Below are 15597 nucleotides of genomic sequence, written 5' to 3'. Positions count from 1 at the left end.
ATGGAATATCGATCTCCGATTTCGAAAGCGCGCGGTTTGGGTTCGGCTAAATCCGGCACCGAACATTGGTGGCTGCAACGCGTCACCGCGGCAGCTTTAATACCCTTGTCGTATTGGTTGATTGTTTTGATCAAGCTGGCGACCACCGCGACTTATCAAGAAACGGTAAGCTGGCTGGCGGCACCGCTTAATACGGTTGTTATCGCGCTATGGATTTTAGCGGTATGCTTCCATGCGGCATTGGGCGTGCAAGTGGTCATCGAGGATTATGTTTCCACCGAAGGCGCGAAAATGAGTGCGGTCTGGACGTGCCATTTACTGTTTACGGCAATTGCTGTCGCGGCATTGTTCGCTGTTTTACAAATATCTCTAGCAGGCTAAACATGACGGGAAGTTATAAGATTATCGAACACAGTTACGACGTTGTGGTGGTCGGCGCGGGAGGGGCGGGGCTGCGTGCGACTTTCGGGATGGTTGAAAAGGGTCTCAAGACTGCTTGTATTTCGAAAGTCTTTCCAACTCGCAGTCATACCGTGGCCGCTCAAGGCGGCATCAGCGCCGCGCTCGGCAACATGGGCGAGGACGATTGGCGTTTTCATATGTACGACACGGTCAAAGGTTCGGACTGGCTGGGCGATCAGGATGCGATCGAATATATGTGCCGCGAAGCGATTCCGGCCGTGATCGAGTTGGAGCATTACGGTGTGCCGTTTTCCAGAACGCCGGAAGGCAAGATTTATCAGCGCGCGTTCGGCGGCATGACCACGCATTTCGGAAAAGGTCAGGCGCAACGCACATGCGCGGCGGCCGACCTGACCGGTCATGCGATTTTGCATACCTTGTATCAGCAGTCTTTGAAACATAATGCCGAATTTTTCGTCGAATATATCGCGCTCGATTTAATCATGGAAGGCGATGAATGCCGGGGCGTGCTGGCTTGGTGTTTGGATGACGGTTCCTTGCATCTATTCAAGGGTCACATGACCGTACTGGCGACCGGCGGTTACGGGCGCAGTTATTTTTCTTGTACGTCGGCGCATACTGTGACCGGCGACGGCAACGCGATGGTGTTGCGGGCCGGTTTGGCTTTGCAGGACATGGAGTTCGTGCAGTTTCATCCGACCGGCATTTACGGTTCGGGCTGTCTGATTACCGAAGGCGTGCGCGGGGAGGGCGGTTATCTGACCAATTCCGAAGGCGAGCGCTTCATGGAAAGGTACGCACCGTCGGCGAAAGACCTGGCATCCCGCGACGTCGTGAGCCGCGCGATGACGGTCGAGATTAACGAGGGCCGCGGCGTCGGTCCGCTCAAAGATCATGTGTATTTACATATCGAACATTTGGATCCGGCGATCATTCACGAACGTTTGCCGGGCATCGCCGAAACATCTCGCATATTCGCCGGTGTCGATGTCACCAAGGAACCGATTCCGGTGCTGCCGACCGTGCATTACAACATGGGCGGTATTCCGACTAATTACAAAGCCGAAGTCGTTACATTGAAAGACGGCGATCCCGACAAGGTGATACCGGGTTTGATGGCGATCGGCGAAGCGGCTTGCGTGTCGGTGCATGGCGCCAATCGCTTGGGGTCCAATTCGCTACTCGATTTGGTCGTCTTCGGGCGTTCGGCGGCAATTCGCTGCGCGGAACTGATCAAGCCTGGCACAGCTCATAAACCGCTCGCGAGCGATGCATGCGACAAGGCCTTGGAGCGTTTCGACAAATTGCGAAACGCCAATGGCAGCCGAACGACATCCGAGATCCGTCTCGACATGCAGCGGGTCATGCAAAGCAAAGCGGCCGTGTTTAGAACCGGTTCGACATTGGCGGAGGGCTTGACGCAACTCAAAGCCATTCGAGAAAGTCTTGCCGATGTGAGCGTGGCCGACAAGTCGATGATTTGGAATACCGATCTGGTCGAAACCTTGGAATTGGATAATTTAATGAGCCAAGCCGTCGTAACGATGGCTGCGGCCGGGAATCGAACCGAAAGCCGGGGAGGTCACGCGCGTGAGGATTTCAGTCAGCGCGACGATGCGAATTGGCTGAAACATAGTTTGCTTTGGTTAAACGATAATGAAGTCAAAATCGACTATCGGCCGGTGCATTTATATACCTTGACCGATGAAGTCGAAGCCATTCCGCCGAAAGAGAGGGTTTACTGATGGTTGAGTTTACATTGCCGAAAAATTCCAAGTTGACCCGAGGTAAATTTTTTAAAGCGCCCGACGGCGCATCGAATGTCCGACGATTCGAGGTGTATCGCTGGGACCCCGATTCGGGTGAAAACCCGCGCATCGATGCTTACGATGTCGATATCGGCAGCTGCGGACCGATGGTACTCGATGCGATCATCAAGATCAAAAACGAGGTCGACAGCACCTTGACTTTCCGGCGCTCCTGCCGCGAAGGGGTTTGCGGGTCTTGCGCGATGAATGTCAACGGCAAAAATACCTTGGTTTGTACCAAGGCGATCGACGAATATAAAGGCACGATCAAGATTTTTCCGTTACCGCATATGGCGGTCGTCAAAGACTTGGTTCCCGATATGACGCATTTTTATGCGCAATACGCTTCGATTAAACCGTGGATGGCAACGCAAACGCCGCCGCCGGCCGACTCCGAGAGACTGCAAAGCCGCGAGGACAGGGCAAAATTGGACGGACTTTACGAGTGCGTGCTGTGTGCCTGCTGTTCGACCAGTTGTCCGAGTTATTGGTGGAACAGCGAGCGTTATTTGGGTCCGGCCGTTTTGTTGCAGGCTTATCGTTGGCTCGTCGATAGCCGCGATGAAGGAACCGGCGAACGTCTCGACGAATTGGAAGACCCGTTTAAGTTGTATCGATGTCACACGATCATGAATTGTACCGACACTTGTCCGAAAGGCTTGAATCCGGCCAAGGCGATAGCGGAAACTAAAAAACTGCTGGTGCAACGAAAACTGGGGTAATGAGCGAATTGGCCAAACTTCGCTGGAGATGCCGACGCGGCACGCTGGAGCTGGATATCATGCTGATCAATTATCTCGAGTATGGTTATTTGGCCGCCGGGGACGACGAAAAAAAATCGTTTCTAGCCTTGCTGAATCTGGAAGATTCGTTGCTTTTGCCGTTATTGATGGGCGATTGCGAACCCGCGCCAGGCATGCAAGCGGAGTTGGTCGCAAAAATTCGGGGCCTGATGCAAGGCAGTCGTTGAGCGTTTTCGATTATCGTTCCCACGCTCCGGCGTGGGAATGCAGCCCGAGACGCTCTAGCGTCCCGTGCCGCAGGAGCGGCACTGAACTCTTTGTTATACACAACCCTCTCCATACGCCGGAGCTATGAAACCTGAGGCATAGAAACAGATAAGGAAAGGTTTTTCGATGGAATACAAAGACTATTACAAAATCATGGGTGTCGAAAAAACCGCGACTCAGGACGAGATCAAGCGCGCCTACCGTAAGCTGGCGCGAAAATACCATCCCGACGTCAGCAAGGAGCCCGATGCTGAACAAAAATTCAAGGAAGTCGGCGAGGCTTACGAAGTCCTGAAAGATCCTCAAAAAAGAGCGGCCTACGACCGCATCGGCAGTCAATGGCGTGAAGGTCAGCCGTTTACGCCGCCGCCCGATTGGGATGTCGGTTTCGAATTTTCCGGTGGCGGCTTTACCGGCGGCGATACGTCGGGTTTCAGCGACTTTTTCGAAACGCTGTTCGGGAGAGGCGCGCCGTTCGGGGCAAGCAGACAGACTTATAGCCGGAATTTTTCAGCACAAGGACAAGATCATCGCGCTAAAATTCTGATCGATCTCGAAGATGCCTATCACGGCGCTTCTCGCCTAATTAGTCTACAAATCCCTGAGCTCGATGATGCCGGGCGTATGATCAATAAAACGCGCACATTGAACGTCAAAATTCCTAAAGGCGTTAAGGCCGGACAACAAATCCGTTTGACCGGTCAAGGCGGGCCAGGCATCGGAAAGGGGCGGCAAGGCGATTTATATCTTGAAGTTGCGTTCAGAAAGCATCGTTATTTTCATGCCGAAGGGCTCGATATCTATTTAGAACTGCCGGTAACGCCTTGGGAGGCTGCATTGGGCGCAATAGTTGCCGTGCCGACGCTGGGCGGCTCGGTCGAATTAAAAATACCGCCCGGTTCGCAAACCGGTCATAAGCTACGTCTGAAAGGGCGAGGCTTACCCGGCAATCCGCCTGGCGATCAGTTTGCCGTTTTGAAAGTTGTCGTGCCTCCAGCCAAGTCTGATGCCGATAAAGCGATATACGAACAAATGGCAAGAGCGATGCCGCTGAATCCGAGAGCCGGGATGGGAGTCTAGTATGAGCAATGAAGTCATCATAAGCAGCGTGACCGTTCTGGATGATAATACCCGTTTTACGTTGCTGGAATTGTGCCGGTTCGGACAAACCAGCGCCGAGTGGATTATCGAACTGGTCGAGGAGGGCGTTTTGGAGCCGGAAGGTTCTGAAATCGGCGACTGGCGTTTCGGGGCGGACGCGTTGAAAAGGCTTCAAGCCGTTCAACGGCTTCAGCGCGATCTTCGCATAAATCTCCCCGGTGCGGCATTGGTGCTGGAGTTGCTCGAAGAAATCGAAATGTTGAGGCAACGCTACGAAAGCTAGGTTTGCAAGCTTTCAATCTATTCCCTTTTGATCGATACCCCGTAGATCAAAATTCGGCACTGAGGTTCACAGCGTCCTGTCAAGCGAGTTACCGAAACCGCTACAAAACTCATAGCTCCAGGAAGGTAATTATTTACACCCCATATTGTTCCCACGGTCCAGCGCTCATCGTTATATATAAATTGTAGGGTACGCTGCGCGTACCAAAGCCGTGCCCTGGCGATTCGGTTAGCACATGAACATCGCGGGGTTACCATGGTACGCACAGCGTACCCTACGCGGATCACCTAACGTTAGGCGAGGGAGATCCGAGGGTGTTAAGTGACAATAAAGGGTATAGAGGGCTCATTGGCTAAGCTTGTAAAAGGGGGATTCTTGACTTATGTATAACGATGAGCGCAGAGTGTGGGAACGATAATTGCCGGGGGATTGAATAGTTACCCAAGAAGTTATTTTTCACGAAATCCTCAGCCATTTTTTGGGTTTATATTTGCCTCGTTTCGTTGGCACATTGTCTCGAAATCCGACTTAGTTTTTCAACATCAAAACAATTTATCCTATAATGTTCGGCCTTATGTTCAATCGGCATCTGTCCGATCACTTAAAAAGGATACAAAGAAAAAAATGGCTGTTGAAGCAAATGAATTTAAAAACGCTCTGCAACTTTGGGCTAGCGGTGTGACGGTAATTACAACAAATACCGAACGCTACGGGACGCAAGGCATGACGGCAACTTCTTTTTGCAGCGTTTCGTTGGAACCGCCGCAAATTTTGGTTTGTATCAATGAGAATGCGGATACCGGAGACGGTATTGAAGAAAGCAAGCATTTTGCGGTCAATATTCTCACTGCGGAACAAGAAGAGGTTTCCAATCAATTTGCCGGCGGCGCCAGTCAAGAAGAGCGTTTTGCGAATGTGTCATGGGAAAATGGCATTTGCGGCATGCCGATTTTAAACGACTGCCTCGCAAGTCTGGAATGCAAGGTCGTCGAAAAAGTTAAAGCGGGTACTCATTGGATCATGGTTGGGGAAGTGCAGGATGTCGTGTGCCGATCAGGTTCTCCGTTGCTTTATTTCCGGTCGGCTTATCGCAACTTGTCGGAATGAGGCTAGGGCATTGAATACGCCACTGTACGCGGTTGGCGCGATTTGTGTCCGGTAACGATTCGGTTTTACCTAACTGATTGCTTGGCATACAATTCGTGTGCAGTGTGCAAAGCCGGTTCGATCATTCATGGCGAATTGATTTTCCGGCTATACCGATCGACTCTCGTCGTTTAATAATAATTAGGAGGATAGTATGTTTAAAATTCGTTCGCTGGTGACAGCTCTGGTTTTAGCCGGTTCCGTATCGGGTGCTTATGCTTTGGAGGCATTACCTACGAAGGCTCCGGAGCCCGCCGATAACCCAACGACTGCTGAAAAAGTGGCATTAGGTCAAATGCTTTATCATGACCCTCGCTTGTCTTCAACGGGTACTGTGTCTTGTGCTTCTTGCCACAACACCATGCTCGGCGGCGAGGATAATCGCCCGAATTCCATGGGCGTAAACGGTCAAACCGGAGGCAGAAGCGCGCCGACCGTTTGGAATGCGGCTTTCAACAAAGTCCAGTTTTGGGACGGCCGCGCGGCGAGTCTCGAAGACCAAGCGGCAGGCCCTGTGACCAATCCTATCGAAATGGGCATGAAAAGTTGGGACGATGTGGTTGCCCGCTTGAAAACCATAGAAGGTTATCAGGAGGCGTTTACCAAAGTGTTCGGTGAAAACTCGATCAGCCAGGAAAACGCAACCAAGGCGATCGCCGCTTATGAAAGAACGCTAATTACTCCAAACAGCCCTTATGACAAATATGTCAAAGGCGACAAATCGGCCCTCACCGAGCAACAAGTTCGCGGTCTGAACAAAGCTGCTGAGCTGGGTTGCACTTCTTGTCATAGCGGACCGGCATTTAACGGTGCAGGCACTTATCAAAAATTCCCTGTGAACAGTAACGGTTATTTTGAAGCGCAATATAAATTCAAAAGAGACAAAGGCCGTGCTGAAGTTACCAATAACCCGGAAGACGAACATATGTGGAAAGTACCGACTTTGCGCAATGTAGCGTTAACCGCGCCTTATTTCCATAACGGTTCGGTCGATACTTTGGAAAAAGCCGTTAAATTGATGGGCAAACTTCAGTTGGACAAAGATTTACCGGACGAGGATATTGAAGATATCGTTGCGTTCTTGAATGGGCTGACGGGGCAATTTCCAAAACAAAGCATGCCGACTTTACCGGGTACTCCGGGGCGTGTTGCCAAATAAGTGTTTATTTAGGCTATGTTCGCGTTATTAATTGATACCCATTTGAACTCAAAGCCAGAAGAAACCAAAGGATATAGCTCTAAATAACTTGCTTTATTCAATATTGAGCGGATTGTTGAAAGGAGGGTGCGGTTGCTCGATTGACAGGTGTCGGCGGCAGGGAAAGCCGCCGTCAAGCCTACATGGAGGTATTTACCCAGCACCTAAATTATCTATGTAATCAATCATGGCCAATAGGCTGTGGAATTTAGGTGCTGGGTTTACGGCGTCCTGTCAGGCGAGTAATCGTACCCTCTTCCATGCACAGTGTTTTGGAAAGCAATCATTGGCTATTTCCTAAATAGTTTATTTAGTAGCAAAGTGAACCGTTTCAACTGCTAACGCCAACATTGCCTTTATTTAAGTCGAACGTCTAGCGCGGTGCGCTAGACGTTCGCTAAGAATTCGGTCATAAATAACTTCCCTATTTTTAATACGCGGTAAGCAGGTTCGGTTGCTCGATTGACAGGTGTCGGCGGCAGGGAAAGCCGCCGTCAAGCCTACACGGACGTATTCACCCAGCACCTAAATTCCATAGCTCATTGGCTATGGTTAACTATCTTGGATAATTTAGGTGCTGGGTTCACGGCGTCCTGTCAAGCGAGTTACCGAACCCGCTACAAGACTCATAGCTCCAGGAAGTTATTTTTCACGAAATCCTAATCCTGATAGATCTCTAGTTGATCGATACGATTATCGATCACCATCAACATTTCCTGATATTTCGGACTGTAAACCGAGCCGTATTGTTTTTTGAATGCGGAACGGTCGAGGTTTTCCGGAAAATCCCTGACATCCGGCATGAACGCCGTGTAGTCTTTAATTTCAGCCATCGCCTGCTGCAGACGGCGCGCATTTTCCGGGCTCGATACGGCCAATTGGCCGAAACGCATGCCGGCCCGGTTGCCGGCCAAATCGACAAAACTAAACCCGCTGCCGCTTCTTGCGTCGCTCAATTCTTTTTCCATTCCTATCATATTTGCCAAATGACCGCCGCCGGTTGCCGTTAGCGTTGCCGATGCGATGAAATGCTTAGCCAGATCGATTCTTCGAAATAAAAATACCGGATATTCAGTGCGCGGCTTGGCAATGATATTTCTAGGCAGATAAGGCATCGTTTCATGTTTGTTGACATAGCTGTTGATCGTAAAAATCACGATCCGGTTTTCCTTGATAGCCGTCTTGAGGCTGGATCGTTGGTAGGCGAGTTTAAACAGCGGTTGAATCAGATCGGCGAGCGATAAAAGCCAGTCAGGGTCGTGATTATTGATCACTTCGGTCAGTTTTTGTTGATAAAAGATCATCGACTGACGGTCTTTGGCGCGATGCAATAAATCGGCCGTGTGTTCGGCGAAAGCGGGGTCGGTGATATAGGTGAGTCTCAGGCTTTCTCTATTGAAATGAAAATCCAGAATTTGCTCGGTTACCAATATATAGTGTTGTTTCAGGTGGGCATATTTGATCGTTTTCTTAATCAGCCATCCGGCAAGTTCGTCGGCGACATCGACGCGTCCGATCTTTAATGAGTGAATGTGTGTCGAGCCGTTCGTCTTGGCTAAGTTGAACTGAAGGTTAAGATAATTGCCGAAAAGATTTTTCGGTAAGTGCAGCGATATTTTAAAACCGATCGATGTATCATCAAGTGTCAGTATTGAATTGCTGTTTAGATAGTTATCGAGAATGTAGTTCAGCGCTATGTTCAAATCCCGTTCGTTCAGCTCGATGGTTCTGATGTTGTCGCTAATAGGGCTTCCTTCGAAAATTTGTTTAGCCCGTTCGACATCCTCGTCATTCATTTGCCAATCGGCTCGAACCGAAGGTTCGGGTTCTACGGCATAGAGCATGACTATGGCCAAAAGTACCGGCGGCGCGGTGAATAAAGCGAATAAAAAACGGGTAAGCAGTAACATTAAAAGTCAGCAACGAGCATGAAATAACTTCGACTCACCGAACCGCCACAAAGCTTAATACTTGTAATTGTTATTTTGCGCATGTTCCTTAGAAACAGGATAGTTTGAATCCGGCTGCCTTTAAATAATCGGCCTCTTTGTTTAAATCGGCACGGGTCAGCGGCGACTGGTCGAGCCAATCTTCAGGAAAGGTTAATTTCAGTTTGGATTTAACAATTGTTATTGAAAACTCGGGTAATTCAATGTCATTACGATTGCGGTGGAGCAATATCGCAAGTCTCAGTAATATTGTCATGAACGGCGCATAGTATTGCCATGGTTCGGACAGTCCTTCGAAGCGTTTCATTGAAAATTTTCTGCGATGCGATTTAATTAAAACCGACACTATAGCTTGATCCTGTTTGGAAAAACCGGCCAGGTCGGCATTCGCGATGATATAGGCGCCATGTTTATGATATTGGCTGTGAGCGATGTCGCGGCCCATTTCATGTAGGTCGGCAGCCCAATCTAAAAAGTTGATACCGTTTTCTTTGTTATCGTCGTCCCGAAAAAGTTCGATTTGTTTCAGCATCGTGTGTAATGTATTTTTGATGCGGTCGGCATGAGCTTGATCGGTGTGATAGCGCTCGCATAGCATGTGCACCGTATCGGAACGGATGTCCCGGTTATAGATGCGCCCCAATAAATCATGGACCAGACCTTCGCGTAATGCGCCGTCGGATACCGTCATTTGTTCGATGCCCAAGGCTTTGAAGGTTGCGGCGACGATCACGGCGCCGCCAGGGAATACCGGCAAGCGTTCCGGGTCGAGTTCCGGTAAATTCAAGTCATTGATATGCTTAACCGATTTGATGCGCTCCATGAGTTTGTCGAGGCCTTCTAAGGTAATGTTGTTATTGCTCCAACCGGTCGCTTCCAGAACCTTTTGAATGGCTCTTAAACTACCCGAAGCGCCGATCGCTTCATCCCAATTCTTATGGTTGTAACTTTTTTGGTGCGGGTCGAGTTTTTGCTGGGCAAATAGCAGTGCGTCATTGACCGCTTGTACGGACAGTTTTCCATCCGGGAAAAACAAGTTGCTGACCGACACGCAGCCCATATTCAAGCTCTCTTTAATACGCGGTTTATCGTCTGTGCCGATGATATATTCGGTGCTGCCTCCGCCGATGTCCATTACGAATCGTTTGGTGGCGCTGCTGCTTAAGCTGTAGGCGACACCTTGATAAATCAAGCGCGCTTCTTCGACGCCGGAAATGACATGAATCGGGTGGCCTAAAGCACGCTCGGCCTTGAGAATGAATTGTCTTGAATTCGTTGCGTTGCGTAAGGTGCTGGTGCCGACGCATCGAACGCTTTCGGAAGGAAGATTGCCAATGCGTTGACCGAATCGCTCGAGACATTCGAGCGCTCTTTTTTGGGTGATCAAATCCAAATGATTTTTTTTATCGAGGCCGGACGCCAATCGGACCATTTCTTTGATTCGGTCGATAATATGCATTTTGCCGTCTTTTAGGCTGCATACGATCATATGGAAACTGTTGGAACCGAGGTCCACGGCGGCTACGATTTCGGGTATTTTTTGAGGCACTGTCTTTCCAGTTTAGTCGGCGAAAAGGTTGGGTTTCTGATAGAATTGCATGGTTTTTCTGCCAAATCGAAATATCGACGCCGAACGTGTATCGTCATATACGTCGAGCAGGCGCCTAATTTAACTTATTTGCTGGTTTGCGTTAAGTCTTACTTTTCCGATGAATGCCCTATCCATTCGTAATCTCACTAAAATTTATAATAACGGTTTTCAGGCTTTGCAAGGCATCGATCTGGATGTTCAAGCCGGCGACTTTTTTGCGCTGCTTGGGCCGAACGGCGCCGGTAAATCTACCACAATCGGTATTATCAGTTCTCTAGTCACCGCAACTAGCGGTGATGTGACTATATTCGATTATGATTTAAGAAAACAACGCGATCTCGCGAAAAGCTGTATCGGTATCGTGCCGCAAGAGATTAACTTCAATCAATTCGAAACGCCGCAGCAAATTGTGCTCAATCAGGCCGGTTATTACGGCATGCCGCGGAAAGAAGCGATCCGTCGCACCGAAACTTGTCTGAAACAAATGGATTTATGGGATAAACGCACCGATGTTTCTAGGCGTCTGTCAGGGGGCATGAAGCGACGATTGATGATTGCCAGAGCGATGGTGCATTCGCCAAAGTTATTGGTCTTGGACGAGCCGACCGCCGGTGTCGATATCGAAATCAGGCGTTCTATGTGGGAAATGATGCAGGAAGTCAACCGGCAGGGCACGACTATCATTTTAACGACACATTATCTGGAGGAAGCCGAAAGTCTGTGCCGCAATATTGCAATCATCAATCATGGGCGTATTGTCGAGCATTCCGATATGGCCGGCTTGTTGGCCCGTTTGCATGTCAATCATTTCGTTTTGGACCTGGCCGCCCCACTGGTATCGACGCCGGCGATACCTGGATATCATATCGAACGCCTATCCGATTATTCGTTGGATGTCGGGGTGCCGAAAGAAGAGGGTCTGAATAAATTGTTTGCGTCGCTGTCCGAACAAAACATTCAGGTCGCCAGTCTCAAAAATAAATCGAATCGGCTTGAACAATTATTTATGGATCTGATCGATTCGACTAAGGAATATGTACAAAATAACTTATACAAGTAGTAGGCTTTGGAGCGGTTCGGTGACTCGCTTGACAGGACGTCGTGAATACGTCCCTGTAGGCTTGACGGCGGCTTTCCCTGCCGCCGACACCTGTCAATCGAGCCACCGCCCCCCCCCTTCTAACAGTTGTCAAAATTATTTCATGCTCGTTCCTAAGCAGCAAGGAGCCACTGAATGAATAGCGCAATCGCATTCAAAACCATCGTGGTCAAAGAAGTGCGCCGGTTTACGCGAATTTGGCCGCAAACACTCTTGCCGCCAGCCGTGACGACCGCATTGTATTTTTTGATCTTCGGTAAATTGATCGGCGATCGTATCGGCCCGATCGATGGGGCCAGTTATATGGAATACATCGTACCTGGAATTATTTTAATGTCGGTGATTAGTCATTCTTATGCGAATGTCGTATCTTCGTTTTATTCGACCAAATTTCAGCGCCATATCGAGGAATTGTTAGTGGCGCCGGTTCCGAATTGGGTAATTTTGGCCGGTTACGTTTGCGGCGGTATTGTTAGAGGCATCATGGTTGGTTTGGTAGTCGCTGCGATTTCATTGTTGTTTACTCAAATCGATGTCGCACACCCTTGGGTTACTGTTGCCGTATTCCTGTTGACCGCAACTTTGTTTGCGTTGGCCGGCTTTATCAATGCGGTATTTGCAGAGAGCTTTGATGATATTGCGATCATTCCCAGTTTTGTGTTGACGCCGCTAAGCTATCTCGGCGGCGTATTTTATTCGGTATCGATGCTGCCCGACATCTGGCAGAAAATTTCGTTGGGTAATCCGATACTCTACATGATCAATGCGTTTCGTTACGGCTTGATCAACGTGACCGATGTCAATATTCAAATAGCATTTGCGATAACCGGCGGTTTTATTGTTTTTCTCACGCTATTCAGTCTGTATTTGTTGCATAAAGGGGTCGGTATAAAAAATTAGGCTGTGTTCGCGTAAATTTGAAGTGACTTCCTTTTGATTGAAAAACCGTCAAAGAATAAAAGGTATGTGATGACGGCGCTCCTCGATAGACATGCTCCACACCTTTTGTTTATAGACGGTTTTTCGATCAAAAAGGATTAGGATAAAAAGCTCTTGTAAATTCGCCTTATTCAATTCTTCGACTATCTATGACTTTAATCGACCAACTTCAATCGCAATTACAAACTTTGCCTGCAGAACTTGTTGAAAACGTACAGGCAAAATTGCAGCAATGGGACGAGCAGACCGCATCGTTAACGACTGTTTCGGATTATCCCGAACCATTACTGGCCTCGTGGATTAAGGTTTGGACATCGAGTCTTTTCGTGGCCGATAGTTGCATTCGCCGTCCCGAAATGTTGTGCGATTTGATCGAGTCGGACGAGTTGTTTAAGTCGTATACCGAGACGCAGTATGCCGACAAACTAGCAAAGTTGACGGATGAGAACGAAGCCGGATTGATGGTGTCGCTGCGACGCTTGCGTAATCGGGAAATGGTTCGTATTGCATGGCGTGATCTGGCCGGTTGGGCGACGCTCGAAGAAACCTTGCATGAATTGACATGGCTGGCCGAAGCCTGCATTCGTTATGTCTTAGATTTTTTATATCGGCAAGCCTGCGATAAATTCGGCACGCCAATGCTGGCAAACGGCCAAGCCCAGCAAATGGTGGTGCTCGGCATGGGCAAGCTCGGCGCCTATGAGCTGAACTATTCTTCAGATATCGATTTGATTTTCGCGTTCGCCGAAGACGGGGTTTTAAACGATAGAAAACAAACCACGTATGGTGAATTTTTTAGCAAAATTTGCCGCAAGCTGGTCAAAATCCTGGACGAAACGACTGCCGACGGCTTTGTGTTCAGAACCGATATCAGGCTTCGGCCGTTTGGCGATAGCGGTCCTGTGATCATGACCTTCGACGGCATGGAAAATTATTACCTGACCCAGGCGCGCGAATGGGAACGCTATGCAATGATTAAAGCCCGCCAGGTTGCAGGTGACGCATACACCGGTCCGCAATTGATGAAGATGCTGCATGCATTCGTGTATCGTCGTTATCTCGATTACGGCGCATTCGAAGAACTGCGTTCGTTAAAGTATAAAATTACGCAAGAATTGCAGCGCAAAGACAGGCTCGACAATATTAAACTCGGTCCCGGCGGCATACGCGAAATCGAATTTATCGGACAAGCCTTTCAATTAATCCGCGGCGGCCAGGAAAAGTCTTTGCAAAATCGACGTATCGTCGAAGTTTTACAGAGGCTGGGAGAGATGGAGTTATTGGCGCCGGACGATGCCGAGCAATTGATCGGTCATTATCGATTTCTGCGTGAAGCCGAAAATCATATTCAACAATATCAAGACCGGCAAACTCACGATTTGCCGCAAGATCCTCAGGCTCAACTCATCCTGGCGTATTCGATGGATTTTTCGGGCTGGCAGAGTTTCAAGGCGAAGTTGGATGATATTCGCCGGCAAGTTCATGACGAATTCGATCTGGTGTTTTCGCTGTCCAAGCAAGATAAAAGAAATCTCGAGGCCGAATCGATTTGGGCGGCGCATGCGGACGACGAAGAGCTTTGTTCGCAATTGGTGGACTTAGGGTTTAGCAGCGCCGAAGAAATGTTGCTTCAAATACGTGAATTCAAAAAATCGCCGGCCGTCAAGCGGCTCACCGCCAAAGGAGCAGCCGTGCTGGACCGCTTGATGCCGCAACTGCTGGAGTCGGTGCGGCAAGTCGAAAATCTGGATGAAACCTTGAAACGTATTTTGCGTTTATTCGAAGCGGTAGCGGGACGTAATGTTTACTTATCGTTGCTCTATGAAAATCCCGAAGCGCTGACGCAATTGGTCAAGTTGTCGGCGGCAAGCCCGTGGATTTGCGATTATTTGGCTCACTATCCGGTATTATTCGACGAGTTGCTCGATACCCGTTCGTTGTACGAACCTCTGAAAAAGCAAGCCTTGCAAGCCGAACTTGCCGAGATGCTGGCCGATATCAACATTCAAGATACCGAGCAATTGATGATGGTGCTGCGCAAGTTTAAGCATATCAATCTGCTTAGGGTAGCGGCCGCCGATATCATGGGCATTATCCCTATCATGGTGGTCAGCGATTATTTGACCTATATCGCCGAAACCATTGTCGAGCACACCGTCGCGCTATGTTGGCGGATCATGACCGACAAGCACGGCGCTCCGCCGAATACCGATCATGTTTCGATCGGCTTCGGCGTGTTGGGTTTCGGTAAATTGGGCGGCATCGAGCTTGGCTATGGGTCCGACCTCGATCTGGTGTTTTTGTACGACAGCAAGGATACGCATGCGCTGACCGACGGCGCTAAACCGATTAGTTGCTCGCATTTTTACGGTCGACTCGGGCAAAAAGTCATGCAGATGCTCAATACGCGTCTGTTGTCCGGCATTTTATATGAAGTCGACATGCGTTTGCGTCCAAGCGGCAATGCCGGCTTACTGGTCAATCATGTCGATGTTTACGAGGACTATCTGCGCGATAATGCTTGGACTTGGGAACATCAAGCCTTAGTTAGAGGGCGCTTTGTCGCCGGCGACCCGACGATAAAAACCGAGTTCGAAGCGATTCGCAAACGAATTCTATGCATGCCTCGGGATCATTATGTCTTGAAAAAAGAAGTGCGCGACATGCGCGAAAAAATGCGTGAAAATCTCGATACGACGAAACCCGGCGAGTTCGACTTAAAACAAAGCAAAGGTGGTATTGCGGATATTGAGTTTATAGTACAATTCTGCGTTTTAGATCAGGCGGCTGCCAACGAGTCTTTGGTAACCTATACCGATAATATCCGTTTGTTGGACGGGTTGGCGCAAATCGGGACTTTATCGGAGCCGGTGACCGAGCAGCTCAAACAGGCTTATTGCTGCTATCGCGACTACGGTCACAAACAAGCACTGCAAGACGATAAAGCCGTGGCTTCGGAAGAGAGTTTTGCGCAATTGAGAGCTCAAGTAGAACGTATTTGGCAACAGGTGATGGATTAATGACAAGCATTTTTCAAGTTGAAGTGGAGA

At 49.1% G+C, this 15597-nt stretch carries 13 protein-coding genes; 11 read left to right on the top strand and 2 right to left on the bottom strand.

All coding sequences use genetic code 11. The features are described 5' to 3' along the window. The 8 genes from sdhD (at position 1) to ACINK7_RS13485 (ending at position 6930) form a co-directional block, all read left to right on the top strand. Positions 1-381 carry a succinate dehydrogenase, hydrophobic membrane anchor protein gene (gene sdhD, locus ACINK7_RS13520; RefSeq protein WP_404355903.1) on the top strand — a complete coding sequence of 127 codons (381 nt, stop codon included), beginning with the start codon at positions 1-3 and terminating at the stop codon, positions 379-381. Positions 382-383: 2 nt separating this feature from the next. Then, entirely contained in the window at positions 384-2168 is a 1785-nt protein-coding gene (sdhA, locus tag ACINK7_RS13515) for a succinate dehydrogenase flavoprotein subunit (RefSeq protein ID WP_404355901.1), read from the top strand. Then, positions 2168-2953, top strand: coding sequence for a succinate dehydrogenase iron-sulfur subunit (locus ACINK7_RS13510; RefSeq protein WP_404355899.1), 786 nt, complete (start codon positions 2168-2170; stop codon positions 2951-2953). The genes sdhA and ACINK7_RS13510 overlap by 1 nt, the downstream gene beginning before the upstream one ends. Then, positions 2953-3201 carry a succinate dehydrogenase assembly factor 2 gene (locus ACINK7_RS13505; RefSeq protein WP_125219819.1) on the top strand — a complete coding sequence of 83 codons (249 nt, stop codon included), beginning with the start codon at positions 2953-2955 and terminating at the stop codon, positions 3199-3201. The genes ACINK7_RS13510 and ACINK7_RS13505 overlap by 1 nt, the downstream gene beginning before the upstream one ends. A gap of 166 nt (positions 3202-3367) precedes the next feature. Further along, the gene (locus ACINK7_RS13500; RefSeq protein ID WP_404355897.1) at positions 3368-4321 is read left to right on the top strand and encodes a DnaJ C-terminal domain-containing protein; all 954 of its coding nucleotides are present in this window, start codon (positions 3368-3370) and stop codon (positions 4319-4321) included. A gap of 1 nt (position 4322) precedes the next feature. Beyond that, positions 4323-4625 (top strand): chaperone modulator CbpM, encoded by a 303-nt coding sequence (locus ACINK7_RS13495; protein WP_404355895.1) that lies wholly within the window; start codon positions 4323-4325, stop codon positions 4623-4625. Positions 4626-5249: 624 nt separating this feature from the next. Then, positions 5250-5732, top strand: coding sequence for a flavin reductase family protein (locus tag ACINK7_RS13490; RefSeq protein ID WP_404355894.1), 483 nt, complete (start codon positions 5250-5252; stop codon positions 5730-5732). A 193-nt stretch (positions 5733-5925) separates the two neighbouring features. Next, the gene (locus ACINK7_RS13485) at positions 5926-6930 is read left to right on the top strand and encodes a cytochrome-c peroxidase (RefSeq protein ID WP_404355892.1); all 1005 of its coding nucleotides are present in this window, start codon (positions 5926-5928) and stop codon (positions 6928-6930) included. 698 nt (positions 6931-7628) lie between these two features. Here the strand turns inward: ACINK7_RS13485 and ACINK7_RS13480 are convergent. Both ACINK7_RS13480 and ACINK7_RS13475 read right to left on the bottom strand, forming a co-directional pair. Then, positions 7629-8879 carry a hypothetical protein gene (locus tag ACINK7_RS13480; protein WP_404355890.1) on the bottom strand — a complete coding sequence of 417 codons (1251 nt, stop codon included), beginning with the start codon at positions 8877-8879 and terminating at the stop codon, positions 7629-7631. A gap of 88 nt (positions 8880-8967) precedes the next feature. After that, positions 8968-10467, bottom strand: a complete 1500-nt coding sequence (locus ACINK7_RS13475; protein ID WP_404355889.1) for an exopolyphosphatase — start codon at positions 10465-10467, stop codon at positions 8968-8970. A 160-nt stretch (positions 10468-10627) separates the two neighbouring features. Between ACINK7_RS13475 and ACINK7_RS13470 the strand changes: the two genes are divergently transcribed. The 3 genes from ACINK7_RS13470 to glnE all read left to right on the top strand — a co-directional run bounded on the left by ACINK7_RS13470 (position 10628) and on the right by glnE (position 15567). Further along, complete coding sequence (locus tag ACINK7_RS13470) at positions 10628-11569, top strand: ABC transporter ATP-binding protein (RefSeq protein WP_404355887.1); 942 nt, start codon at positions 10628-10630, stop codon at positions 11567-11569. Positions 11570-11743: 174 nt separating this feature from the next. Continuing rightward, the gene (locus ACINK7_RS13465) at positions 11744-12508 is read left to right on the top strand and encodes an ABC transporter permease (protein ID WP_404355885.1); all 765 of its coding nucleotides are present in this window, start codon (positions 11744-11746) and stop codon (positions 12506-12508) included. 188 nt (positions 12509-12696) lie between these two features. Further along, positions 12697-15567, top strand: coding sequence for a bifunctional [glutamate--ammonia ligase]-adenylyl-L-tyrosine phosphorylase/[glutamate--ammonia-ligase] adenylyltransferase (glnE, locus tag ACINK7_RS13460; RefSeq protein ID WP_404355884.1), 2871 nt, complete (start codon positions 12697-12699; stop codon positions 15565-15567). Positions 15568-15597 lie beyond the last annotated feature (30 nt).

The organism is Methylotuvimicrobium sp. KM1, assembly GCF_044788715.1.
In the GTDB taxonomy this organism is placed as follows: Bacteria; Pseudomonadota; Gammaproteobacteria; order Methylococcales; family Methylomonadaceae; genus Methylotuvimicrobium.
The sequence above is the reverse complement of the archived record's forward strand: the minus strand, read 5'-3'. Positions and strand labels throughout refer to the sequence as shown.

Excerpts from the sequence above, each read along its gene's own strand:
- sdhD (WP_404355903.1), top strand. The coding sequence starts at position 1 with ATGGAATATCGATCTCCGATTTCGAAAGCGCGCGGTTTGGGTTCGGCT.
- sdhA (WP_404355901.1), top strand. The coding sequence starts at position 384 with ATGACGGGAAGTTATAAGATTATCGAACACAGTTACGACGTTGTGGTG.
- ACINK7_RS13510 (WP_404355899.1), top strand. The coding sequence starts at position 2,168 with ATGGTTGAGTTTACATTGCCGAAAAATTCCAAGTTGACCCGAGGTAAA.
- ACINK7_RS13505 (WP_125219819.1), top strand. The coding sequence starts at position 2,953 with ATGAGCGAATTGGCCAAACTTCGCTGGAGATGCCGACGCGGCACGCTG.
- ACINK7_RS13500 (WP_404355897.1), top strand. The coding sequence starts at position 3,368 with ATGGAATACAAAGACTATTACAAAATCATGGGTGTCGAAAAAACCGCG.
- ACINK7_RS13495 (WP_404355895.1), top strand. The coding sequence starts at position 4,323 with ATGAGCAATGAAGTCATCATAAGCAGCGTGACCGTTCTGGATGATAAT.
- ACINK7_RS13490 (WP_404355894.1), top strand. The coding sequence starts at position 5,250 with ATGGCTGTTGAAGCAAATGAATTTAAAAACGCTCTGCAACTTTGGGCT.
- ACINK7_RS13485 (WP_404355892.1), top strand. The coding sequence starts at position 5,926 with ATGTTTAAAATTCGTTCGCTGGTGACAGCTCTGGTTTTAGCCGGTTCC.
- ACINK7_RS13480 (WP_404355890.1), bottom strand. The coding sequence starts at position 8,879 with ATGTTACTGCTTACCCGTTTTTTATTCGCTTTATTCACCGCGCCGCCG.
- ACINK7_RS13470 (WP_404355887.1), top strand. The coding sequence starts at position 10,628 with ATGAATGCCCTATCCATTCGTAATCTCACTAAAATTTATAATAACGGT.
- ACINK7_RS13465 (WP_404355885.1), top strand. The coding sequence starts at position 11,744 with ATGAATAGCGCAATCGCATTCAAAACCATCGTGGTCAAAGAAGTGCGC.
- glnE (WP_404355884.1), top strand. The coding sequence starts at position 12,697 with ATGACTTTAATCGACCAACTTCAATCGCAATTACAAACTTTGCCTGCA.